19 protein-coding genes are annotated in these 24,220 nt (G+C 70.1%); 11 read left to right on the top strand and 8 right to left on the bottom strand.

The window, feature by feature from the left end; genetic code table 11:
• Nucleotides 1-162 precede the first annotated feature (162 nt).
• The 3 genes from glnT (at nucleotide 163) to ACT53U_RS08620 (ending at nucleotide 3,151) form a co-directional block, all read left to right on the top strand.
• Nucleotides 163-1,464 carry a type III glutamate--ammonia ligase gene (gene glnT / locus ACT53U_RS08630; RefSeq protein ID WP_476154171.1) on the top strand — a complete coding sequence of 434 codons (1,302 nt, stop codon included), beginning with the start codon at nucleotides 163-165 and terminating at the stop codon, nucleotides 1,462-1,464.
• A gap of 85 nt (nucleotides 1,465-1,549) precedes the next feature.
• A complete protein-coding gene (purU, locus tag ACT53U_RS08625) occupies nucleotides 1,550-2,416 on the top strand; it encodes a formyltetrahydrofolate deformylase (protein ID WP_476154169.1) in 867 nt (288 codons plus the stop codon).
• A gap of 111 nt (nucleotides 2,417-2,527) precedes the next feature.
• Nucleotides 2,528-3,151, top strand: coding sequence for a helix-turn-helix domain-containing protein (locus tag ACT53U_RS08620; RefSeq protein WP_476154167.1), 624 nt, complete (start codon nucleotides 2,528-2,530; stop codon nucleotides 3,149-3,151).
• A 190-nt stretch (nucleotides 3,152-3,341) separates the two neighbouring features.
• On the opposite strand, the gene ACT53U_RS08615 is transcribed toward ACT53U_RS08620, so the two are convergent.
• From ACT53U_RS08615 to ACT53U_RS08600, 4 genes are all read right to left on the bottom strand, one after another.
• Entirely contained in the window at nucleotides 3,342-5,834 is a 2,493-nt protein-coding gene (locus ACT53U_RS08615) for an FAD-dependent oxidoreductase (RefSeq protein ID WP_476154165.1), read from the bottom strand.
• A gap of 2 nt (nucleotides 5,835-5,836) precedes the next feature.
• Nucleotides 5,837-7,795, bottom strand: a complete 1,959-nt coding sequence (locus ACT53U_RS08610; RefSeq protein ID WP_476154163.1) for a glutamate synthase-related protein — start codon at nucleotides 7,793-7,795, stop codon at nucleotides 5,837-5,839.
• Nucleotides 7,777-8,682, bottom strand: coding sequence for a class II glutamine amidotransferase (locus tag ACT53U_RS08605; RefSeq protein WP_476154162.1), 906 nt, complete (start codon nucleotides 8,680-8,682; stop codon nucleotides 7,777-7,779). Before ACT53U_RS08605 ends, ACT53U_RS08610 begins: the two co-directional genes overlap by 19 nt.
• Before the next feature lie 308 nt (nucleotides 8,683-8,990).
• A complete protein-coding gene (locus tag ACT53U_RS08600; RefSeq protein WP_476154160.1) occupies nucleotides 8,991-9,968 on the bottom strand; it encodes a GlxA family transcriptional regulator in 978 nt (325 codons plus the stop codon).
• Nucleotides 9,969-10,080: 112 nt separating this feature from the next.
• Between ACT53U_RS08600 and ACT53U_RS08595 the strand changes: the two genes are divergently transcribed.
• From ACT53U_RS08595 to ACT53U_RS08580, 4 genes are read left to right on the top strand one after another with little or no spacing between them, the layout of a single operon-like run.
• Nucleotides 10,081-11,334, top strand: a complete 1,254-nt coding sequence (locus ACT53U_RS08595) for a sarcosine oxidase subunit beta family protein (RefSeq protein ID WP_476154158.1) — start codon at nucleotides 10,081-10,083, stop codon at nucleotides 11,332-11,334.
• Complete coding sequence (locus ACT53U_RS08590) at nucleotides 11,334-11,606, top strand: sarcosine oxidase subunit delta (RefSeq protein ID WP_476154157.1); 273 nt, start codon at nucleotides 11,334-11,336, stop codon at nucleotides 11,604-11,606. The genes ACT53U_RS08595 and ACT53U_RS08590 overlap by 1 nt, the downstream gene beginning before the upstream one ends.
• Nucleotides 11,603-14,563, top strand: a complete 2,961-nt coding sequence (locus ACT53U_RS08585) for a sarcosine oxidase subunit alpha family protein (RefSeq protein ID WP_476154155.1) — start codon at nucleotides 11,603-11,605, stop codon at nucleotides 14,561-14,563. The genes ACT53U_RS08590 and ACT53U_RS08585 overlap by 4 nt, the downstream gene beginning before the upstream one ends.
• Before the next feature lies 1 nt (nucleotide 14,564).
• Complete coding sequence (locus ACT53U_RS08580; RefSeq protein WP_476155036.1) at nucleotides 14,565-15,137, top strand: sarcosine oxidase subunit gamma; 573 nt, start codon at nucleotides 14,565-14,567, stop codon at nucleotides 15,135-15,137.
• A 37-nt stretch (nucleotides 15,138-15,174) separates the two neighbouring features.
• On the opposite strand, the gene ACT53U_RS08575 is transcribed toward ACT53U_RS08580, so the two are convergent.
• On the bottom strand, nucleotides 15,175-15,393 hold the full coding sequence (locus ACT53U_RS08575) for a hypothetical protein (protein WP_476134478.1): 219 nt from the start codon (nucleotides 15,391-15,393) through the stop codon (nucleotides 15,175-15,177).
• A 53-nt stretch (nucleotides 15,394-15,446) separates the two neighbouring features.
• Nucleotides 15,447-15,725 carry a 30S ribosomal protein S21 gene (gene rpsU, locus ACT53U_RS08570; protein WP_476134477.1) on the bottom strand — a complete coding sequence of 93 codons (279 nt, stop codon included), beginning with the start codon at nucleotides 15,723-15,725 and terminating at the stop codon, nucleotides 15,447-15,449.
• A 458-nt stretch (nucleotides 15,726-16,183) separates the two neighbouring features.
• Between rpsU and ACT53U_RS08565 the strand changes: the two genes are divergently transcribed.
• A complete protein-coding gene (locus ACT53U_RS08565) occupies nucleotides 16,184-16,393 on the top strand; it encodes a cold-shock protein (RefSeq protein WP_476134475.1) in 210 nt (69 codons plus the stop codon).
• Nucleotides 16,394-16,635: 242 nt separating this feature from the next.
• On the top strand, nucleotides 16,636-16,860 hold the full coding sequence (locus ACT53U_RS08560) for a hypothetical protein (protein ID WP_476154154.1): 225 nt from the start codon (nucleotides 16,636-16,638) through the stop codon (nucleotides 16,858-16,860).
• 52 nt (nucleotides 16,861-16,912) lie between these two features.
• On the opposite strand, the gene ACT53U_RS08555 is transcribed toward ACT53U_RS08560, so the two are convergent.
• The gene (locus ACT53U_RS08555) at nucleotides 16,913-19,783 is read right to left on the bottom strand and encodes a S8 family serine peptidase (RefSeq protein ID WP_476154153.1); all 2,871 of its coding nucleotides are present in this window, start codon (nucleotides 19,781-19,783) and stop codon (nucleotides 16,913-16,915) included.
• A 108-nt stretch (nucleotides 19,784-19,891) separates the two neighbouring features.
• The gene (locus ACT53U_RS08550) at nucleotides 19,892-20,800 is read right to left on the bottom strand and encodes a hypothetical protein (RefSeq protein ID WP_476154151.1); all 909 of its coding nucleotides are present in this window, start codon (nucleotides 20,798-20,800) and stop codon (nucleotides 19,892-19,894) included.
• Between the two features lie 289 nt (nucleotides 20,801-21,089).
• On the opposite strand from ACT53U_RS08550, the gene ACT53U_RS08545 reads away from it, so the two are divergent.
• Nucleotides 21,090-23,549: an ATP-binding protein gene (locus ACT53U_RS08545; RefSeq protein ID WP_476154149.1), complete on the top strand. Its 2,460-nt coding sequence runs from the start codon at nucleotides 21,090-21,092 to the stop codon at nucleotides 23,547-23,549.
• Entirely contained in the window at nucleotides 23,546-24,220 is a 675-nt protein-coding gene (locus ACT53U_RS08540; protein ID WP_476154147.1) for a response regulator transcription factor, read from the top strand. The genes ACT53U_RS08545 and ACT53U_RS08540 overlap by 4 nt, the downstream gene beginning before the upstream one ends.

Genomic DNA, 24,220 nt, shown 5'->3' with positions numbered 1-24,220 from the left:
CGACCGTATTCCGAAGCCCCGCGCCCTCCCCCGCGACCGCTCGTCGCGCATATCATGAGCGGAAATTAAATTTCTCCCCGGTTGATTCGATTTCGCACATGCCGTATTTCTCGACATGGTCAATCAACAGGCACAGGGGTGCCGGGCAGCAGGGGTTCGAACATGTCCGTCGATCTCGCCGACGTCGCCGCCGAGCGTGGCATCAAGTATTTCCTGATCTCCTTCGTCGACCTCTTCGGGCACCTGCGGGCCAAGCTGGTTCCGGCCGCGGCAATCTCGGGCATGCAGAAGAACGGCGCCGGGTTCGCCGGCTTCGCCACCCACATCGACCACACCCCCGCCCATCCCGACACACTGGCCCGGCCCGACCCCGCGAGCCTGATCCAGCTGCCGTGGAAGAAGGAAGTGGGCTGGCTCGCCGCCGATCTCTACTGCGCCGGCGAACCGGTCGCGGACGCGCCGCGCAACGTGCTGAAGGCGCAGATCGCCAAGGCGAAGGCGCTGGGTCTGCAGATGAAGACCGGCGTCGAGTGCGAGTTCTTCCTGCTGACCCGCGACGGCAAGGCGCTGGCGGACGGTGCCGACGAATATCCCAAGCCCTGCTACGACCAGATGGCGCTGATGCGCCAATACGATCTGATTTCGAAGATCTGTGATTCGATGCTGGAGATGGGCTGGAAGCCCTACCAGAACGACCACGAGGACGCGAACGGCCAGTTCGAGATGAACTGGGAATACGACGACGTCCTCCTCTCGGCCGATCGCCACGTCTTCTTCAAATACATGACCAAGGCGTTGGCGGAAGAGGCGGGCTACCGCGCCACCTTCATGCCCAAGCCGTTCAACGACCTGACCGGCAGCGGCTGCCACATGCACGTCTCGGTCTGGCGCGACGGCGTCAACCTGTTCGACGATCCGGCCGGCGAACTGGGGATGAGCGCGCTCTCCTACGAATTCCTCGGCGGCGTGCTGCATTCGGCCGCCGACCTCTGCGCGATCTTCAATCCGACGGTGAACTCGTTCAAGCGGATCAACGCCGCGATCACCGCCTCGGGCGCGACGTGGTCGCCCAACACCATCACCTACACCGGCAACAACCGTACCCACATGGTGCGCATCCCGGAGGCGGGGCGCTTCGAGTTCCGCCTGATGGACGGCGCGACCAACCCCTATCTCGCCCCCGCCGCCATCCTGATGGCCGGCCTCGACGGCATCGCCGGCAAGCGCGATCCGGGCAAGCGGCTGGACATCAACATGTACACCGACGGCCACAAGGTGAAGAACGTCAAGCGCCTACCGCTCAACCTGCTCGACGCGCTGCGGCTGTTCTCGGCCTCCAAGGTGGCGCGCGCCGGCTTCGGCGACGCCGTGGTCGACAGCTACGTCAAACTGAAGATGGAGAGCTGGAACCAGTTCATGTCCCATGCCTCGGCCTGGGAACGCCTGCACACGCTCGACGTCTGACGCCTCCCCTCCTCCCCCGCACGCCCCGACCCGCCGTCGCCCGACGGCGGGACCGGCGGCGCTTCGCCGATCGACGGTCCATGCCATGTCCGAGACCAAGAAGACCTACGTCCTGACGATCTCCTGCGCCGACACCGTCGGCATCGTCGCCGCCGTCGCCGGCTTCCTTTCCGGGCTCGGTCTCTTCATCACCGAGTCCTCGCACTACGGCGACACCGAGACCGACCGCTTCTTCATGCGCACGGTCTTCGAGGTGGCGCCGGGTGGGCCGACCAAGGCGGCGCTCGAGGCGGCCTTCGCCGAGATCGCCGGCCGCTTCGGCATGGACTGGCGGATGCACGACACGAGCGTCAAGCCGCGGGTGCTGATCCTCGTCTCGAAGTTCGATCACTGCCTCAACGATCTGCTCTACCGCTATCGCACCGGCGGGCTCGCCATCGACATTCCGGCGGTCGTCTCCAACCATCCCGACCTGCAGCGCGTGGTCGAATGGCACGGCATCCCCTACCACCACCTGCCGGTGACGAAGGAGACCAAGGCCGAGCAGGAGGGGAAGATCCTGGAGATGGTCGATCGGCTGGGGATCGATCTGGTCGTGCTCGCCCGCTACATGCAGGTGCTGTCGCAGGACCTGTGCGCGGCGCTCGCTTGGCGGACGATCAACATCCACCACTCGTTCCTGCCGAGCTTCAAGGGTGCCAAGCCCTATCATCAGGCGCACCGGCGCGGCGTGAAGATCATCGGCGCGACGGCGCACTACGTGACGACCGATCTCGACGAGGGCCCGATCATCGAGCAGGGCGTCGAGCGGGTCGATCACACACTGACGGCGGAAGACTTCGTCGCCATGGGTCGCGACATCGAGAACGTCGTGCTCGCCCGCGCCGTCCAGGCCCATGTCGAGCATCGCGTCGTGCCGAACGGTTCGAAGACCGTCGTCTTCCGCCGCTGAGGCGCCCATTCGCGGGCTTCGGGGGAGCATTTCCATCGGCACGTTGATCCGGACGGCCGTTCCCTCGTAACGTCGCGCGAGAAGACACGGATCGCGGAGCCAGACGTCGCCATGAAGGCCGACCAGCAGAACCCCCACGCCACCACCGGAGCCCGGGAGAACCGGCTCGAGGTGGCGATCGGCCGCCAGGTTCACGAATATCGCCAGAAGCTCGGCACGACGGTCGCGGATCTGGCGCGCCAGGCGGGGCTTTCCGCCGGCATGCTGTCGAAGATCGAGAACGGCCAGACCTCGCCGTCTCTCGCCACGCTGCAGGCGCTGTCGGGCGCGCTCAACGTGCCGGTCACCGCCTTCTTCCGCAAGTTCGAGGAACAGCGCGACGCCACCTACGTCAAGGCGGGCGAGGGTCTGGCGATCGAGCGGCGCGGCACCCGTGCCGGCCACCAGTATCACCTGCTCGGCCATTCGATCGGCAAGTCGCTGGTGGTCGAGCCCTACATGGTGACGCTGACGGAGACCGCCGACGTCTTCCCGATCTTCCAGCACGCGGGGCAGGAGTTCATCTACATCGTCGAGGGCGAGGTCGGCTATCGCCACGGCGACAAGCTCTACGACATGCACCCCGGCGACAGCCTGTTCTTCGACGCCGACGCCCCCCACGGGCCGGAAGAGCTGCGCAAACTGCCGATCCGCCTGCTGTCGGTGATCGTCTACAACCGCAACGGCGAGGTGTGAGCGGGCTCGTCCGCCCTCTCGAATCGTTCCCCTCGTTCGGCTTCATGCTGAGGTGCCCGACCGCAGGTCGGGCCTCGAAGCACGAAACCGTCGACGGGCCGTGCCACTCGGCCCTTCGCACTTCGAGGCCCGGCCGTTGGCCGGGCACCTCAGTATGAAGGGCCTCCGCGAGAGGCTGGAGAGCCAACCCTCAGGCGATCTTCTTCCGCCCCGCCATGACGATGCCGAAGGCGGACTGGGCGCGCAGCGAGATCGTCCGCAGATCCTCGGGCTCGAGGTTGTGGACGTTGGTCTTGCCGGTGCAGCGGGCCATCATCTTGGCCTCCGACACCGCCGCCTCGAGGAAGCGGGCGAGCGACGTCTCGGCGTCCGCCGGGTCGATCCCGTCGAAGTCCGGGCCGTCGACGCCGAGCCCCGCACCCATGGCGAGCGCGGCGGCGATCTCGATGGCGCCGGCATTGGCGCCGAGCGCCAGCGTCTTGGCGAGGTCGGTGCCGGAACGAAGACCGCCGAACCAGATGAGCGGGAAGCGCTCCTCGGCGCCCAGCCGCCGCAGTTCGGCGACGACGCGCGGCAGCAGCGTCGGATCGGGGGCACCGGAGAGGTCGCCCCAGCTCTCGCCGAGATGGCCGGAGCCGTCGAGCACGAGAAGATCGACACCGAGGGCGACGATCTCGGCGAGTGCCGACGTCGGCACTTCCGGCGTCATGACGAAGCCGCGGAGCCGGCCGGGTTCGACCTTCGGCAGCACGAGCGGGCTCGTCGCCGTCAGACGGGCGAGCGCCGCCTGTGCCGACGGATCGGCCGTCTCGCCGGGTTCGACCACCGCGATCCACGGCACGCCGGCACCGAGGGCGGCGCGGCCGATATGGGCACCGCCCGCCGCCTCGACGGCGGAGGCGGCAGCGGTCCGGATCGCCGCCGGTGCGCGTTCGAAACCGGCCAGCAGCATCGGCTGGGCGAGCTCGAGGCCGGCGCCGAGATCGGTCTTGGCCTTGCAGTCCTCGCGATAGGGGTCGATCACGAGGCGCGTCAAATTAGCCGGCAAAAAGACCAGCTCGTCGAAACTCGCGGGGCCCGGCACGGCCCCGTGCGGGCGCGCGGCGAGGCGCTCGCGGGTGATGCGCATCAGGTCGATCGGCGTCGCATCCGGCCGGGCCATGGCGAAGATCGCCTCGCGGGCCTTGACCGAATAGTCGACGGACCCCGTCTCGGTGTCGCAGCGGTAGCAGCGGGCGGCCTGCTGCTTCGCCGTCAGGTCGTCGTAGTTCGCCTCCGCGTCGGCGAAGGGCGCCTTGCCGATGCCGAGGAAGGCCGGCTCGACATGGGGGAGCTTCTCCCAGGCCGGGTCCTGCGCCACCGCCACCGAACGGGTGCGATAGGGCGTGCGATAGGGCACCGGCCGGGCCTCGCCACGAAGCGCCGCCAGCACGTAATAGGCCGCCTTGTGGCCCTGGAACATCGCCTGGACGATGGTCGACGAGCCGAAGGCGGCGTCGCCGGCGGCGAAGACGCGATCCATCCGCGTGCCCATGTCGGAGGCGCGGGTGGCGATCTTGTCGCCGTCCATCAGGCCGTGCTCGGCGAGCTCGAGGCTGACCGACTTCTGACCGACCGCCGCGATGACGAGACCGCAGGGGATGTCGAAGTCGGAGCCGGCGATGGTCGAGAAGGCCCTGCGGCCGTCGGCGCCGGGGGCGCCGAGCGCGGTCTTCACCGCCTTCATGACGAGGCCGCTCGCGGCCTCGACGACGGCGGTCGGGGCGACGTTGTAGACGATCTCGATTCCTTCGGCGATCGCCGCCTCGAGCTCGTATTTCCGGGCCGGGATCTCGTCGGGACCGCGGCGGTAGACCACCGTCACCTTATCGACGCCGGGCAGGCGACGGGCGGTGCGGCAGGCGTCCATGGCGACGTCGCCGCCGCCGACCACCACGACATGGGCCGGCAGGATCGGCCGTTCACCGCCGTTGACGCGGTTGAGGAAGCTCACGCCGTCCATGACGCGGGAGAGATCGTCGCCGGGCACGCCGAGGTTCTTGCCGGCCGAGGCGCCGATCGCCAGCAGCACGGCGTCGTGGCTCTTCGCGAGATCGGCGAGGCGGACGCCGTCACGGCCGAGCGGGGTTTCGAGATGCAGCGTGATGCCGGGGCAGCGCTTCAGGATGCGGGCGACGTCCTCTTCGACCACCGCGGAGGGCAGGCGAAAGTCGGGGATGCCCCAGAGCGCCATGCCGCCGGGCTTCGACTGGGCCTCGTAGAGATCGACGGCGTAGCCGGCGAGCGCGATGTCCTGCGCCGCCGTCAGGCCGGCGGGGCCGGCGCCGATGATCGCCACGCGCTTCGTCTCGGTGACGGGCACGGGCGGCAGCTCGAAGGTCGGGCCGAGGGCGTCGAGCACCCAGCGCTTCAGCGCGCGGATGGCGACCGGGCCGTCGGAGGCGGCGCGGCGGCAGGCGGGTTCGCAGGGCGCGTCGCAGACGCGACCGCAGATCGCCGAGAGCGGGTTGGTGGCGGTGATCGCCTCGAGCGCGGCGTCCTTGTTGCCCTCCCAGATCAGGCCGACATAGGAGGCGACGTCTGTGCCGATCGGGCAGGCGACCTGACAGGGCGGCGGCTCGTAGTGCGGCAGATCGGACTGATCGGCGGCGAGATCGAGCGAGAAGGGCTTGCAAGCGGCCATGATCACGCCACCTCGGTCAGGAGCTGTTCGACCTCGGGAACCCAGGTCGGATCGTAGGGAAGGCCGGTGACGGCGGCGGCTTCCGGCGTCAGGGCGACGAGGTCGTCGCGCGAGAGCGCCCGGTAGTCGTCGTGGCCGAGGGCCTTGGTCAGCGTGGCGATCTGCCAGCGCACCACCTCGAAGAAGCGACCGATGGCGGCGGCCTGGAGGTCGATCTTGTAGCGGGCCTCGTGCTCGGGATCCTGGGTGGCGATGCCGACGACGCAGTTGCCGACGTGGCACTGCATGCAGGAGATGCAGCCACCGGCGATGATCGCCGCCGTGCCCATGGCGACGGCGGAGGCGCCGAGCGCCAGCGCCTTGACCGCGTCGACGCCGTCCTTGATGCCGCCCATCAGGACGATCGGCATGTCGGGGCCGGCGTCGATTTCCTTGAGACCGTCGAGCGCCTCCTGGATGGCGGCGAGCGTCGGGATGCCGACGTTCTCCAGCACCTCGGTCGAGGCGGCGCCGGTCGAGCCCTGCAGGCCGTCGAGCTGGACGAAGTCGAAGCCGTCCTTGTAGGCGATCTTGATGTCGTCGCGGACGCGGCCGGCGCCCATCTTGATCGAGATCGGCTTCTGGTAGGCGGTCGCCTCGCGGAATTCCTCGACCTTGATGACGAGGTCGTCGGCACCCATGATGTCGGGGTGGCGTGAGGGCGAGCGCAGGTCGATGCCCTCGGGAATGCCGCGGACGCGCGCCAGTTCCTTCGTCACCTTCTTGGCCATCAGCTGGCCGCCGAGGCCGGGCTTGGCGCCCTGGGAGATGTAGATCTCCAGCGCATCTGCCCGCTTCATGTCGTGGATGTTCCAGCCGAGACGGCCGGAGAGGCACTGGTAGATCAGCTGGCCGGCCTCGGCGCGCTGCTCGTCGAGCATGCCGCCCTCGCCGGTGTTCTCGACGATGCCGGCGAGCTTCGAGGCCCGCGCCAGCGCGATCTTGGTCGACTTCGACAGGGCGCCGTAGCTCATCGGCGCGACCAGCACCGGCATGGAGAGCGAGAGCGGCTTCGCCCCGTGGCGGTCGCCGAGCGTGGTGGCGAGCTTCACCGTCGCCAGCGCGTCCTTGACCGCGGCGAGGCGGGCGGGATCGATCTTCAGCGCGATGTCGCCGAAATGCGGCACGGGCTTGGAGGCGCCGTAGCCGCGGATGCGATAACGGCCGATCAGGCTCTTGGCGCGGATGTCCTCGGCGACCTTGGCGTTCCACCAAGTGCCGCCTTCGGAGAAGACCGTGTGCGGCAGCGGCCGGGAGACCGGTTCGTTGACGCCGTAGCGCAGCTTCGTGCCGGCGTTGACGATCTTCTTGAAGGTGCCCGAGAAGGCTATGCCCTGCTCGGCGAGGAAGGCCTGGACGGAAGCGATGTCCTCCGCCGTCGGCTCGACCAGCTTGGCGTCGGAGCCGAGGCTCTGAACCTCGCCGCCGACGAAGATCTCGCCGGCCGACATGTCCTCGCCGACCCGTTCGCCGGAATTGCCGAGGATGACGATGCGGCCGCCGTACATCATGTAGCCGGCGAGGAACCCGGCCGAGCCGCAGCACAGCAACGTGCCCGCCTTCATCACCTGACCGGCGCGCGAGCCGAGGTTACCCTTGACGATCACCGTGCCGCCGCGCAGGCCGACGCCGGCGATGGCGCCGGCATTGCCGCCGACCACCACAGTGCCCGCGTAGAGGCTGTCGCCGACGCCCCAGCCGACGTTCGAGTCGATCTCGAAGCGGGCGCCGTGGGAGAGGCCGGCGCAGAAATAGCCGGCCGAGCCGCGCACCTTGACGGTGACGGGGGCGACGAGGCCGACGCCGATGTGGTGACGGGCATCGGGGTTCACCACCTCGATGTCCTCGCCGCGCTCGGCGGCGGCGCGCAACGCCGTGTTGCCTTCGCGGACGGAAAGCCGGCTCAGATCGATCGTGACCACGTGCGGAACGTCCCCGGCGCAGGCTCGGTGGTGGAAAGGGGGCGGCCCGGGAAGAGCCGGTTGAGCGACACTTCTTCGGACGCGATGGCGACCAGGGTGTCGTCCTCGTACATGACCATCGGCTTGGCGGCGAGGCGGTCCTTTGCGAAGCCGATGCCGTCGCGGGTCGAGACGAGGAAGGAGAAAGTGCCGTCGAGATCGTCGACCGATTCCTCGAGCGCCGCCTCGAGCTTCACGCCCTTGGCCAGCTTGTCGGCGACATAGACGGCGATCAGCTCGCTGTCGTTGTCGGTGCGGAACTCGAAGCCGCGCGCCTCGAGGCGGCGGCGCATCTTCCAATAGTTGGTGATCTGGCCGTTGTGGACGATCGCCACGTCGGCGAAGCCGGTCGCCCAGAACGGGTGCGCCGCCTCGGGCTTCACCTCGGATTCGGTCGCGAGCCGGACATGGCCGATGCCGTGGGAGCCGCGGATCTCGCCGATGCGATAGGTGGCGTCGAGATCGTGGGAGGTGCCGACGTCCTTGACGATGTCGAGCGCCGTGCCGATCGAGACCAGCTTGGCGGCATGTTCCATCGCGTAGGCGAAGGGGCGGATCTCGCCGTCGTAGGCCACGTCGACGACATAGGTCGCGCCCTCGCGGCTCTCCTTGGCGATCGTCGCGCCCTTGTCGGCGAGCGCCGCCTTGACCCGGGCGACCTGGGCGTCCGGATCGTCGCCGTCGACGATGAAGCGCAGGCGCAGGCCGGCGATGTCGTCCTCGTAGAGGGCGAAGCCGGTCGAATCCGGCCCGCGATGCTGGCAGCCGTCGAGCATGTCGACCAGCGCCTTGCCCAGGACCTGATTGGAGCCCTGCGTCTTGAAGAAGATCCCGGCGATGCCGCACATCGGGCGCGTCTCCCCTGTCCGCGGTGAATGTCCGAGGACTCTAGGCAGGGGGGTGGCCCCTCGTCAACAAGGGGAATGAAAATTTCCTTTCATTAAATTTCCACTGCCAGACGAGGCCGGCGGCCAGATGGGTGAATGAGTGCGGATTTCCGCCGTTTTCGAGGTGGCGGCACCGCCTGCATGGGTCCCATTCCGGCGCGCAAGCGTGACGGCGTCGGCTCGCCGGCGCCTGCCCAAGGGTCGATCGCCCGCCGATCCGTTCCCGTCAGGAAACGCCGACTGCTCTCCGTTCAACGCGGCGAAGTCCCTCAGACAGCCCCGTCGCCGCCCCTCTCGCGGGCGCGCTCGGCGCGCGGCGGCAGACCGAAGCGGGCGCGGTAGAGGCGGGAGAAGTGGCTCGACGTGGCGAAGCCGCAGGCCATGGCGACCTCGACCACCGGCAGGCCGGTCTGGCGCAGGAGCTTGCGGGCACGGTCGAGGCGGAGGTCGCGATAGTGGTCGGCGAGCGAGCGCCCCATGTGGCGGGCGAAGAGCCGTTCGAGCTGGCGCAGGGTGACGCCGGCGGCCTCGGCCAGCGCCTCGCGGGCGAGCGGCTCTTCCAGCCGTTCCTCCATCAGCGCCAGCACCTTGAGGACGCGCGGGTTGGCGACGCGGCTGCGTTCGCGCAGCGCGATGCGCTGGTCGTCCTCGCCGGAGCGGGTGCGGGTGGCGAGGTACCATTCGCCGACTGCGAGCGCCAAGGCCGCGCCGTGGCGGCGGCCGATCAGGTCGACCATCATGTCGAAGGCGGCGAGGCCGCCGGCGCAGGTGGCGCGGTCGCCGTCGAAGACATAGAGCGAGCGCTCGAGCATCAGCTCGGGGAACTCCTCGACCAGCGCCGGAATGTGCTCCCAGTGGATGGTGCAGCGCCGCCGTTCGAGCAGGCCGGCGCGTGCCAGGACATAGGCGCCACCCGACATGCCGCCGACCGCGACGCCGGCCGCCGCGAGGGCCCGCAGGCGCGCGAAGGTCGGCCGGTGGTCGAAGGCGGCCGGATTGCCACCGGCGCAGACGAAGAGCTGGTCGAGCCCGACCGCCGCGTCGAGCGTGCCGTCCGCCGGCACCACGACGCCGACCGAGGCGCGGGCGGGCGCGCCGTCGAGGGTGAAGTGGCTCCAGCGGTAGAGCGTGCGGCCGGCGATGACGTTCGCGGCGCGCAAGGGCTCGACCGCCGAGGCGTAGGACATCAGCGGGAAGTCGGGCAGCAGCAGGAAGCCGACGTGGCGGGGGGCGGTGTCGTCGCTCATGGGTCTTCGTGTCGCATTTCGATCCATAATGGTCGTGAATGGACATGAAGTCGAGGGCGGCGCGAGCGCATCCTTTCCCTCGGCGGCGTTCGGCCGCGTCGAGACGGAAACCATGCGCTATTCTCTCTTCAAGGTGATCCTCGACGGGCTGACGAAGAACCGCTTCGCCGAACCCGCCTGGCGCGATCCCGATCCCAAGCCCGAATACGACGTGGTGATCGTCGGCGGCGGCGGCCATGGGCTGGCCACCGCCCATTACCTCGCCGAGAACCACGGCATCCGCGACGTCGCCGTGGTCGAGAAGGGCTGGATCGGCTCCGGCAACGCCGGGCGCAACACGACGATCGTCCGCTCCAACTATCTGCTGCCGGGCAACGAGCCGTTCTACGAGTGGTCGATGAAGCTCTGGGAGAACCTGGAGCAGGCGCTGAACTACAACGTGATGGTGAGCCAGCGCGGCATCGTCAATCTGATCCACTCCGACGCCCAGCGCGATGCCTATGCGCGGCGCGGCAACGCGATGAAGCTCGCCGGCGCCGACGCCGAGCTGATCGACCGCGACAAGGTCAAGGCGCTCGCCCCCTTCCTCGATCTCGACAACTCGCGCTTCCCGGTGAAGGGCGGCCTCCTTCAGGCGCGGGCCGGCACCGCGCGACACGACGCGGTCGTCTGGGGCTATGCGAGGGGCGCCGACGCGCGCGGCGTCGACATCCTGCAGAACTGCGAGGTGACCGGCTTCCTGCGCGATGCCTCCGGCGGCGTGACCGGCGTCGAGACCACGCGCGGCACGATCCGGGCGAAGAAGGTGGCTCTCGCCGTGGCGGGTTCGACCTCCAAGCTCGCCGGCAAGCTCGGCCTTCGCCTGCCGATCGAGAGCTTCGCGCTGCAGGCCTTCGTCTCGGAGGCGATCAAGCCGCTCGTCCCCGGCGTCGTCACCTTCGGCGCGGGGCATTTCTACATCTCGCAGTCCGACAAGGGCGGCCTCGTCTTCGGCGGCGACATCGACGCCTACAATTCCTACGCCCAGCGCGGCAACCTGCCGGTGATCGAGGACGTGCTCGAGGGCGGCATGGCGGTGATGCCGATGCTCGGCCGCCTGCGCCTGCTGCGCCAGTGGGCCGGACTCTGCGACATGACGATGGACGGCTCGCCGATCTTCGAGATCGGGCCACTGCCGGGCCTCTATCTCAACGCCGGCTGGAACTACGGGGGCTTCAAGGCGACGCCCGCGTCGGGCTGGTGCTTCGCCCACATGATCGCCCGCGACGAGATCCATCCGCTCGTCGCCGCCCTGCGGCTCGACCGTTTCCGCTCCGGCCGGATCGTCGACGAGAAGGGAGTCGGCGCCCAGCCGAATCTGCACTGATGCTGATCACCTGTCCCTATTGCGGCGCCCGCGACGCCCAGGAATTCGCCTATCGCGGCGATGCGACGAGCCGCCGGCCCGACCCGGCCGCGCCCGACGCGCTCGACCGGTTCCACGAGCACGTCCACCTGCGCGACAACCCGGCGGGCGTCCATCGCGAGCTCTGGTACCACGCCGCCGGCTGCCGCCGCTGGATCGAGGTCGAACGCGACACGACCAACCACGCGATCACCGCCACACGCTTCGCCGCCGACCGGGAGGACGTCGCATGAGCCGCCTCGCCAGCTCCGGTCTCGTCGACCGCTCGCGCCCGTTGTTCTTTTACTTCGACGGCAAACCTTATGCCGGTTTTCAGGGCGACACGCTCGCCTCGGCGCTGCTCGCCAACGACGTGAAGCTGGTCGGTCGGTCCTTCAAGTACCACCGCCCGCGCGGCATCGTCGGCATCGGCACGGAGGAGCCCAACGCGCTGGTCGAACTGCGCTCCGGCGCGCGGCGTGAGCCGAACAGCCGCGCCACGACGACCGAACTCTTCGACGGGCTGGAAGCACGGAGCCAGAACCGGTTCCCCTCGCTCGCCTTCGATCTGATGGCGGTCAACGGGCTCCTGTCGCCCTTCTTCGGCGCCGCCTTCTACTACAAGACCTTCATGTGGCCGAAGGCCTTCTGGGAGAAGCTCTACGAACCGGCGATCCGCGAGGCCGCCGGCCTCGGCCGGGCGGCGGAGGGCGGCGATCCCGACACCTACGACAAGGCCCACGCCTTCTGCGACGTGCTGGTGGTCGGCTCGGGTCCCGCCGGCCTTTCGGCGGCGCTGGCGGCGGGGCGTTCGGGTGCCCGCGTCATCCTCGCCGACGAGGATTTCCGCTTCGGCGGACGGCTGCTCAGCGAGAAGACCGCGATCGACGACGACGATCCGCTCGCCTTCGTCGAAAAGGCGCTCGCCGAGCTTCTGCCGATGCCCAACGTGCGGCTGATGCCGCGGACTTCGGTCTTCGGCGTCTATGACGACTGCATCGCCGCCGTCGAGCGCGTCGGCGACCATCTCGCCACCCCGGCGCCGTTCCAGCCGCGGCAGATCCTGTGGCGGATCGCGGCGAAGCGCACGGTGCTCGCCGCCGGCGCGCTCGATCGGCCGATCGTCTTCGGCGGCAACGACCGCCCCGGCGTGATGCTCGCCACCGCCTTCCAGGCCTACGTCAACCGCTTCGCGGTGGCGCCGGCCAGGGCCACCGCCTTCTTCGGCAATCACGACGCGCTGTGGCAGGCGGCCTTCGACGCCACTGATGCCGGCGCCGGCGTCGCGGCGATCGTCGACACGCGCGGTGCGGTCTCGGCCGAGCTGGCGGCCGGCGCACGCGACCGCGGGCTCCGCACCATTCTCGGCGGCGAGATCTTCGCCACCCGGGGCAAGGTGCTGAAGGCGGTCGACGTCTTCGCCGACGGCAGGGTCGAACGGCTCGCGGTCGACGGCGTCGCCATGTCGAGCGGCTTCTCGCCCAACGTCCACCTCACCTGCCATCACGGCGGCCGCCCCGTCTGGCGCGACGACATCGCCGCCTTCGTGCCGGGCAAGTGCCCGCCGGGCATGGGCGTGGTCGGCGCGGCGGCGGGGTCCTATGGGCTCTCGGCCTGCCTTGCCGAAGGCGCCGCGGAAGGCGCACGGGCGGCGAGCGATCTCGGCTTCGCCGTGCCCGCGCTCGACGTGCGGCACGCCGCCGATGCGCCCTTCTCGATCACGCCCTTCTGGTTCGTGAAGCGGTCGAAGGGCATGGCCTTCCTCGACTTCCAGAACGACGTCGCCGCCAAGGACGTGGCGCTGTCGGTCAAGGAAGGTTTCCGCTCGGTCGAGCATCTGAAGCGCTATACGACACTCGGCATGGCGACCGATCAGGGCAAGCTCGCCAACGTGCCGGCGATCGCGCTCTTGGCAGAGGCGAGCGGTCGCACCATCGCCGAGACCGGCACCACGATCTTCCGCCCGCCGTGGTCGCCGGTGGCGCTCGGCGCCTTCGCCGGCCATCACCGGGGCAAGGACTTCCGTCCGGCCCGCATCACGCCGACGCATGCGCTGGCGGAAGAGCTCGGCGCGGTCTTCGTCGAGACCGGGGCTTGGCTGCGCGCCTCCTACTTCCCGCGGGCGGGCGAGACCGACTGGTTCGAGAGCGTGACGCGCGAGGTGACGACCGTGCGCTCCGCCGTCGGCATCATCGACGTCTCGACCTTCGGCAAGATCGAACTCGCCGGCCCCGACGTCGGGCGCCTGCTCGACCGCGTCTACGTCAACACCTTCTCGACGCTCGCCGTCGGCAAGGCGCGTTACGGCGTGATGCAGCGCGAGGACGGGTTCGTCATGGACGACGGCACGACGAGCCGGCTCTCCGACGATCGCTGGATCATGACGACCACCACCGCCAATGCCGGCAAGGTCTACGAACACCTCGAACACTGCCTGCAGGTGACCTGGCCCGATCTCGACGTGCGGATGGCCTCGGTCTCCGAACAGTGGGCGCAGATCGCGGTCGCCGGCCCCCGCGCCCGCGATCTCCTCGCCCGCGTGCTCGACGATCCGTCGCGCGCGACGAACGAAGCGTTGCCCTTCATGGGAGCGATCGAGACATCCGTCCTCGGCGGCACGGCGGCGCGGGTCTTCCGCCTCTCCTTCTCCGGCGAACTCGGCTACGAGATCGCGGTGCCGGCCTCTGACGGTGAGGCACTGGCGCGAGCGTTGATGGCGCGCGGCGAAGATCTCGGCGTCGCCTTCTACGGGCTCGAGGCGCTCGCCGTGATGCGGATCGAGAAGGGCCACGTCTCCGGCCCGGAACTCGACGGCCGCACCACCGCCGCCGATCTCGGCTTCGGCCGCATGGTCTCGACCAAGAAGGACCACGTCGGTGCCGTCCTGGCACGGCGGCCGGCGCTGCAGGAGGCGAGCCGTCACGGCTTCGTCGGCTTCCGCCCGGTCGACCGGACGCAGATCCTGCGCTCCGGTGCCCACATCCTCGAGAAGGGGGCGGCGGCGGTGACCGAGAACGACATCGGCCACGTCTCCTCCGTCACCCGCTCGCCGACGCTCGGCCATGCGATCGGCCTCGGCTTCATCGCCGGCGGCACCGCCCGCATCGGCGAGATCGTCAGGGCCTGGGACGGCCTGCGCGGCGCCGACATCGAGGTCGAAATCTGCGCGCCCGTGTTCCTCGATCCGGAAGGAGCCCGTCTCCGTGGCTGACATGCTCGCAAACCTGCCACTCGGCACGCCCCTCCCCCTCGGCCATCATGGGAAGCCGGGGACGGCCGGGATCGTCCTCGAGACCATCGCCTGCCATGCCGCGACGCTGGTCGCCGGACGCGATGCCGCCGCCGCCGTGGCGGCGCTCTCGGCCGCCTTCGGCGCCGCAGTCGTCGATGCGCCCGCCCGGGTCGAAGCCGGCGACGTCGCCTTCGTCGGCATAGGGCCGGGGCGCTGGCTGGTCACGTCGACGACGGACGGCCTCGCCGCCCGCCTCGCGGCGGCGGTCGGAGCGACGGCTTCGGTCTTCGAACAGAGCGGGGGAACGGTGGTGATGCGGGCGAGCGGGCCGGCGCTGCCGGATTTCCTCGCCCGTCTGGTGCCGCTCGACCTCGACGCGGCGGTCTTCCCCACCGGCAGGGCGGCGACGACGACGCTCGCGCATGTCAACGCGACGCTGTGGCGGGAGGCGGACGGCGCCTTCGTCTTCGCGGTCGGGCGATCGTATGCGCCCGCCTTCCTGCGCACGGCAGCGCACATGGCCGCGCCGTTCGGTCTCGATCGGCGCGGCTGAAGGCTCGTGGGAGCGGAGCTGAGCGGTTCGGTCGGCCTCAGGCCGACCGTTTCACCGACTTGATCACCGGCATCGGCCGACCGGAACGGTCGGCGATCTCGCGGTCCTGCTCTTCGAGGTAGGGGCGCGCGGGATCGTCACCGTCGAGCCCGTCCAGGAGCTCGCGCGGCACGCGACGATTGGAGCGGCGGCTGTCGTCGTCGTAGAACACGTCGAAGAGCACGAACTCGCTCTTGGTCGCGGGCTTGCGGGCCATGGGGGCCTCCTGGGCAACGCATCGCGAGGTCGGAGCGTGTCCGACCCTTCCGATCACTCGGCGGCGGCGGGCGCCACGACGGGAGCCGGACGCGGACGCGCGACGCGTTCCTTGCGCTTCGGAGCCGGCAGCAGACCTTCGCGCTGCGCCTGCTTGCGGGCGAGCTTGCGGGCGCGACGAACGGCCTCGGCCTTCTCGCGGACGCGCTTCTCCGAGGGCTTCTCGTAGGCGCTGCGCTGCTTCATTTCACGGAAGACGCCTTCACGCTGCATCTTCTTCTTCAGGACGCGGAGCGCCTGATCGACATTGTTGTCGCGGACCAAGACCTGCACGGATTATCCGATCACAAGAGAGAGGACACCCTCCCGCGCGGCTTCCGGCCTGCGGGAGGAAGGGTACGACCGCCTTCGGCCTCGACGGCGCGAGCCACGAGGCCGAAGACTCGAATGCATGGGATCGCGGGCTGACGCCCGAGCGAACTCGCGCCCCTCTGTAGGGCATCACGGCCCGCAACGCCAGTGTCGAAACGCGGTTTGATCACTTTCGTCGCCGGAAAAGGCCGCAGCGATCGGCCGAAACGGCCTCTTTCCGACGACGATCGCGTCAGGCCTTGTTTCGAACACGATTTGCCTGTATCTCACTTGCTATCGAGTTTTGGCCGAATTGGCCGGCACCGCACGGCGTGATCGAGCGCAGCGGTCCGTTTCTGACCTCCACGACATCGATGACAACCGGCGGAGCGCCTCGTTGCGCTCGCCTCTACACTCGCGTCCACGAAAGGACTACACCCATGAACACCGGCACCGTCAAGTGGTTCAACGCCACCAAGGGCTTCGGCTTCATCGCTCCCGACGCCGGCGGCCCCGACGTCTTCGTTCACATCTCCGCCGTCGAGCGTTCGGGCCTGATGGGCCTCAGCGACGGTCAGAAGGTGACCTACGACGTCGTCGCCGACCGTCGTTCGGGCAAGAGCTCGGCCGAGAACCTGCGCGCGGCGTGATCGCCCGCGATCGCGACGCGGGGCCCCGCGTCGCGGTTCTCGCCATTTCGGACGATGAGACCCTTTCTCCACGCCGACCGCGGATGTACCGGCGTGTGTGGGGATGGGGCTCGGACCGAATGTGAAGACCCCGGTCACGAGGTTCGACCTCGTGGCCGGGGTCTTTCTTTCATCGCCCGCCGCCACCGGCCGGCCATCGGGGCCGCCGACACGCCGGCGCGGAACCTCCCGGGGAAGTCGACATGTCCATGATCCACACGTTCTCGTCGACCAGCGGCTCCGGTCTCTTCGCCTTCGCCGGCGATGCCGACGGCGCACGCCTGCCCGCCCGCCACGGCCCCTGGCAGCACGTCGGCCGCGTCGCCGCCGGCGAGGCGATGCCGCACGGCATCGACCGTGCCGCAGTCGAGACGGCGATCGAATCTCAGGGCTTCCAGATGTGGCGCCGCCGCGAAGCCCAGGGCTGATCGCCCGCTCCGCCACCCGCGGCCGCCGCGCCGAGACGCGGCGGCGCATGGCTCAGAAGCTGACGCGCAGACGCGCCGAACCGGTGACGCGACGCGCGTTGGCGGCGAACTCGCCGTCGAAGGCCGTCGTCAGCGTGACGTTCTCCATCAGCTTGGTGTCGAGGCCGAGGGCGACGATCGCCGCGTCGGGCTTCGCCTTGGCGCCGCCGATTTCGAAATCGGAACCGGAGACGTCGGTCAGCGACACCGCGATCGACGAGCCCTGCGCATAGGCATGGGCCCAGCCCGCCCGGGCGAAGCCGTTCACCGCGAAGCCCCACAGATCGACACCGCCGCGCAGATCGACGCCGACGACCGAGCGGGTGTTCAGCACGCCCGAACGCCCGGTGACGGTGAGACCGCCGGAGGCGGCGTCGCCGGCCAGCGTCTCGCGCTCGACGAAGCCGGGCGTGTTCATGCTCTGCGCCTCGAAGGCGGCGAAGGGCGAGACGCCGACGTCGGCGAAGCGCACCGCCTCGAAGGCCGCCTCGATGCGGCCGCTCCACAGCGTCGGGCGATAGCGCGCCGCGACGTCGGGCATGTCGAGGATCGCGATGGAGCGGTGGGTCGTGACGTCCATCCAGGAGAAGGCCGCGGCACCGGCGAGCGACAGGGCCCCCGACCGGATCGCCGCGTAGGTGCCGGCCTGGACCACGTCGGCCGACGCCGAGCCGAGACCGTCGGAGAGACGGCCGCCGGCGTTGCCGGCCGACAGCGCGACGCCGAAGAGCATCGCCGGGTTCAGCCGCACGTCGAAGCCGGTGACCACCTGCGAGGCATGGGTGGTGGCGCGGCTGGTGCCGACCTCGGCATCGCCGTCGATGCTGCCGAGCGAGCCGAGCAGGCTCCCCCACACCGAATAGACCGGCCCGGCGGCCGACGGCGCGACGACGCCCTTGCCGGCGAGGGTGCGGCCGGCGCGGTGGATGTCGGTCATGGCTCCGAGGAAGAGCCGCGAGGACTGCACGCCCATCTCGTCGACCGTCGTGTGGATCTCGCCGACCAGCTGCTCGAGATCGTCGCCGATGTCGTCGGCAGCGGCATTGAAGACCTTGAAGACCGGCGTGGCACTGGCGCCGCCGGCGACAGCGTTGTCGATCGCGGTGGCGACCCGCACCCGGTCGGAACGATCGCCGACGCCGGGCGTGGTCGGGGCCGTCACGGTCGTCGTGGTCGAGCCGCCGGTGGTGGTCGTGGTGACCGAGGCGGCAGAGGGGTTCTCCGCGAGGCCGGCGAGCTTGCCGGGGGTCAGCACCAGTTCCACCGTGTTGCCGGAATAGCTGACGGTGGTGACGAGACCGGCGCCGACCAGCGAGCGGTCGAAGGTGGCGAAGGTGCCGATGATGCCGGCAGCCGCGTTGAGAATGGTGTGCGGCGTATTGAACGTATAGGTGCCGCCGAGCGTCTGCGGCCGCAGCGTGCCGTCGAGCGTCGCGCTGCCGGTAACCTCGATCCGATCGGCGACCGGGCCGCGGATGCCGGCGCGGTAGACGCCTGTCGAGGCGAAGACGAGGTTGCCGTCGACGGTCAGGGTCTGCGGCGTGCCGAGACCGAGGGTGCCTTCGACCGTCGTCGAGCCGACCCGGCCCGAGCCGCCCAGAGCGCCGCCGGCGCCGACGAGGACCTGCGACACGATCGAGCCGGTGACGGCGAGGGCGCCGCCGTTGATCGTCGTGGTGCCGGTGTAGCTGTTGGTGCCGGCCAGCGTCAGCATGCCGGCACCGGTCTTGATCAGACCGCCGGGGCCGTAGATGTCGTTGGAGAAGGTCGAGCTCCAGCCGAGCGTGTCGAGCGTCGTCGCACCGACGAAGGCGCCGTAGCCGCGCACCGCCCGCCCGGCATTGACCAGACCCCAGCCGTAGATCGCGTCGGGCGTGATCGAGCCGGCGGTGCGGCTGCCGAGCGGCGTCGCGGTCGTCAGCAGGGTCTGCTGCAGATCGTAGTTGGTGAACCAGGGAAAGGCCTGTTTGGCCAGCGCCGCCACGCCGGCGGCGACCGGCGAGGCATAGGACGTGCCCTGGCCGGAGGTGTAGTTGCCGCCGCCGTCACCGGCACCGACCGTCACCGTCGAGACGTCCTCGCCGGGGGCGACGAGACACCACTGGGCGGCGACGCCGCAGCGGTTGGAGAAGCTCGAGATGACGTTCGAGGAATCGACCGAGGCGACCGCCAGCCAGCCGCGCTGCAGATCCGAGACGCGATAGGGCAGACCGGCCCAATAGTCGGGATTGGCCTGGGTCTCGTTGCCGGTGGCGAAGACCAGCAGCGTGTTGGCCTGGACCGCCTTGCGGGCGGCGGTGATGCCTTCGGGATAGGTCGCGATGGCGCTGGCCGTGGTGTAGTCGACGATCGAACACTGCGGCGTCGGGTCCGTCTTGCCTGGCCGGCAGTCGTTGAGGCCGAAGCTGTTGTTGATGATCGGAATGCCCATGCCGACCATCGCGTTCCAGCTCTCCGCGATGTAGGCCAGCGTCGTCATCGAGACGATGCCCGCGTCGTAGGCGACGCCGTGCATGCCGACGCCGTCGCGCGAGGCCGCCGCCAGACCGGCGACGAAGGTGCCGTGGTGGAAGACCGTGTCGGTCTCGCCGTTCTGTCCGGCCAGGATCTGCTGCTTGGTGGCGAAGTTGTAGCCGCCGAGGAACTTGCCCGGCGCCGTGAACTCCGGATTGCGCGCGTCGATGCCGCTGTCGACGATGCCGATCACCACGCCGCGTCCGGTGTAGCCCAGGGCATAGGCCGTCGCCGCATCGATCGGGCCGAGAGCGCCGGAGGCGTCGTACTCGGGCGTCCGGAAGGAGGCCGCCGTCTGGGCCTGCGCCTGCGCCGCCGTCGCCACGCACAGGGCGCCGACCAGACCCGACAGGGCCGTGGAGGCCCGCAACCACCGGCGAGACCGCTTCGCCGTCGAAAACTCACGCATCATCTCTCCGTCCCCTCGGGCACGTTCTCTCGTCACGTCGATGAAAGGCAGGGCTCCCCCGCGGGCGGCCTATTTCGCCGCCATCGCCTCGGCCAGCGCCCGCGCCTGGGCGGTGGCGGCGACGTAGCCCGGCTGGGTGGCCGAGCGGGTGGCGAAACAGGTGCGGAAGGCCGTCGCCGTCTGATGGCGCAGCGTCCGCAGGGCGGCGCCGATCTTGGCGTCCTTGCGGCCGCTCGCGGCGTAGGCGTCGTCCTTGGCGGCGATCTTGGCGTCGCCGGCCTTGCGGATGCGCGAGCACTCGGCGACGGCGGGGATCGCGGTGCGCAGCGGCACCTCGGCGATCATCGTCCGGCCGTCGACGTCGAGCGACACGATCAGTTCGCTCGGGCTGGTCGGCGTCTCGTCCTGGCTGCGCGCCACGAGCAGGGCGACGGCGGAGGTCCCCCGCGGCGGCGCGGCGAGCGGCATTTCCGAGATCACGCTCAGCGCCGCGTCGGAGGAAAAGCCGACGGCGCGGAAATAGTAGCCCTCCGAGCGCAGCATCGCCTCGCGGCCGGCCGCGGCGCCGTCGGGCAACTCGTCCGCCCAGGCGTCGGTGTTGGCGGCGGCCCAGCGGCGGGCGAGCGATTCGGTCGTGACGACGAGCGCGGACCTGTTGTCGGCCGAGAGGAAGCTCAGCGCGTCGAGCGATCCCGCCCCCTGGTCGCCGGCGACGAGGCTCTCGGTGTTGAGCGTCGCGGCGCCGGTGAAGCCCGCGACCTTGACCGGGCCGACCAGAGCCGACAGCCGCTTCACCAGATCGGCCTTGGCCTGATCGTGAGGCACGGAGAAGGCCTCGCCGGCCGCCTGATCGACCTCGACCAGCCGCGTGATCTTCTTCACGGCGGCATCGCGCGCGGCGATGTAGTCGTCCTCGGGCGAAGCGGCAAGCGCGGCGGTCGACGACAGGAGGAGGGCGGCGGCGAACAGGGACTTCATGGGTTCCTCGCGGAAGCTGCAGCGGTCGGCCGGGGGGCCTGCGCGGCGCCGACGATCCCGGGGGGGGGAGACCGGCGGCACCGCATCCTCCTAGGTAATATCTCGGATGATCGCGTGTTTCTCGGGAAACACGGCCAGTTTCGGCCAACATCAACGGTGGTTGATGATCGCGCCCGCGGGGCGGCCCGACGACGAAGGCCGCCGCCTTGCGAGGTCGGGGCGCGGACCTATACTGGCGCCGTCGAGCCGGGCGATCGTGCCCGGTGCCAGAAGGATCGTCGCCCCGCAGATGTCGGAACCCGGACCCTCGGCCGTCGACGACCGCGCTCCGATGGACTTCGTCGGCGAGTTCCGCGACCCGCGGACCGAGGCGGCGTTCTCGGCGGCGACCCGCCGGCAGACAAACGCGAACGCGACGATCTGCATCGTCGCCACGACCTTCGCCGGTCTGTCCTTCGCGCCGCTCGACGTGATGCTGATCGCCCCGCCGGAGCTCTTCGTCTTCCTCGGCGTCCGGGCGCTGCTGGCGATCGTCTGCGTCGTCGCCATGGTGGTGCTCGGCCGACGGCGGACCAGCCGCGGCATCGTCGTGACGACGCATGTCCAGCAGTTCCTGTTCTTCACGCTCAACGCGCTGATCTTCGATCATCCGTCGCTGCCGCGTCACGGCGGGCTGCTCCTGCCTTTGATCGCCATCGCGCTACCGATGTTCCTGCCCGGCCGGTTCCGCGCCGTGGCGCTGATGAGCGCCTATGCGCCGACGATCAGCCTGCTGTTCTGGGGCGTGCTGAGGCCGCAACCGGAAGCGCCGCTCGATCTGGCGGTGATCGTCCTCGTCACCACGATGGCCTTCGTCGTCGGGCTCGCCGCGCGGCGCCAGTGGAACCTCATGCGGCGTGAGGAATTCCTGCGGATCGCCCGCGAGCGGCGCACCAACCGGGCGCTGCGCGAGGCCAAGGAGGCGGCCGAGGCCGGCGCCCGCGCCAAGGCCGACTTCCTCGCGGTGATGAGCCACGAGATCCGCACGCCGATGAACGGCATCCTCGGCATGGTCCGCCTGGTGCTCGACGACGTCGCGGCGCCGCGGACGCGCGAACGCCTCGACGTGGTGCTGCATTCGGCCGAGGTGCTGCGGACCATCCTCGACGACGTGCTCGACCTGTCGCAGCTGGAACTGGGGCGGCAGCAGTACGAGCGCGTGCCGGTCGATCTCGCCGGCGTGGTCGGCGACGTCGTCGACCTCGTCCGACCGCAGGTCGACGAGAAGGGCATCGCGCTGGTCGTCGAGATCGCCGAGGACGTGCCCGAGCGGGTCTCCGGCGATCCGGCGCGGCTGCGCCAGATCCTGATCAATCTCGTCGGCAACGCGGTGAAGTTCACCCAGGCCGGGCGGGTCGCGATCGCCGTCCGACGTGTCGACGCCGCCTCCGACCGGCTCGAATTCTCCGTCTCCGACAGCGGCATCGGCATCGCGCCGGCCGACGTCGAGCGGCTCTTCGCCCCCTTCACCCAGGCCGACGCCTCGATCCGCCGCCGCTTCGGCGGCACCGGGCTCGGCCTCGCCATCTCGCGGCGGCTCGTCGAGGGCATGGGCGGCGACATCGGCGTCGAGAGCCTGCCGGGGGTCGGCAGCCGCTTCCATTTCCGCCTCGCCGCCCCGGCCGTTGCCGCGCCGGAACCGGTCGCCGCCGAGACGATCCGGCCGACGCGGTCGCTGCGGCTGCTCCTCGTCGAGGACAATCCGATCAACCGGCTGGTGGCGCAGGGCCTGCTCGAACGGGCCGGCCACGTCGTCACCGCGGCGGCGAGCGGCGAGGAGGCGCTGGCGCTGATCGAAGGCGCGGCCTTCGACGCGGTGCTGATGGACCTGCAGATGCCGGGGCTCGACGGGTTCGAGACGGCGCGGCGCATCAGGGCGCTGGCGGGGGCGGTCGGCTCGGTGCCGATCGTCGCGCTCTCCGCCAACGTGCTGGAAGTCGACGTCGCCCGGGCGCGCGAAGCCGGCATGAACGGGCACGTGGCCAAGCCGATCGACCCCGCCCGGCTGGAAGCGATGCTGGCGGAGGCGACCGGCGCCGATCGACCGCTGCGCCGGCCACCCGCCCCCGGCGACGACGTGCTGCTGGTCGCGGCGCGCGACGAGGGGACGGCGGGGCGGCTCGCCGCGGCCGGCCTCCGGGTGTTTCCGACGCGCAATCTCGCGGCGGCGGCCAACATGCTCGAGGCGCGCGCCTTCGCCGGTCTCGTCGTCGTCGCACCCGATCCCGCCGATCACCCGCGGCTGCGCGCGCTCGCCGGCCGGGTGCCCTTCGTGATGGCGATCGGGACGGCGGCCCGCGACGACGGCATCGCCGACGTCTGCCTTCCCATCGATGCCGACGAGGCGGCGGTGATCGGCGCCCTCACGGCGATGCCGACGGGCGACGGCGGCGAGCGACCGCCGCTCGAGACGCTGTTCGCACCGGATGTCCTTCGTCGGCTCAGAAATGAATTCGTCGAGCATCTCGGCCGGCAGGCCGAGCGCCTGCGGAACGGCGTGCCGACACCCGACGAACTCCGGGCGATCGCCCACGCGATCAAGGGGAGCGCCGCCAACATGGGCCGCGAGGACCTCGCGGCGATCGCCGATGCCGTCGGGAGCGACGCCGACGAAGACACCGCCGGTGCGGCGGCGCGGCTGGCAGTGGCGATCGAGGCGACGGCGGCGGATTTCGCGCAGGCGGCGGCCGAGGAAGGAGAGCGTCGATGACGGCGACGGTGCTGGTGGTCGAGGACGCGCCGGAGAGCCTGGCGATGATCGCCGAGTTCCTGGAGAGCCAGGGCCTGCGCGTCGTCCGCGCCGCCTCGGCGGCGGAGATGCGGGCGAGGCTGGAGACGGTCAGGCCGGAGATCGTGCTGCTCGACGTCGACCTGCCCGACGCCGACGGCATCGCCCTGGCGCGCGACCTGCGGCTCGGCGAACGCCACGGACTGATCTTCGTCACGGCGCGCGATTCCGACGCCGACGTGCTCGCCGGGCTCGAAGCCGGCGGTGACGACTATGTCGCCAAGCCGATCAATCTCGTCACCCTGCTCGCCCGCATCCGTTCGGTGCTGCGACGGACGCGCGAACCGGTCGTCACCTTCGACGGTTGGATCCTCGACATGGTCAGACGCGAGCTCTTCCGCCCCGACGGTCGGCTGCAGGAACTGACCAGCGGCGAGTTCAACATCCTCGCCGCACTCGCCGCGCACCAGCGCCAGCCGCTGTCGCGCGACTTCCTGCTCGACGTGATCTCCAATCGCGACCCGCGCTCGATCAGCGGCCACACGGTCGACAATCTGATCGTCCGCCTGCGCCGCAAGATGATCCACGACGGTCGCCCCGCCCCGATCGTCACGGTGCGGGGCGAGGGCTACGTCCTGATGCCGACGCGCTGA

It is taken from the genome of Pinisolibacter sp. DMC19 (assembly GCF_056313985.1).
This window is presented reverse-complemented; position numbering and strand designations above follow the sequence as displayed.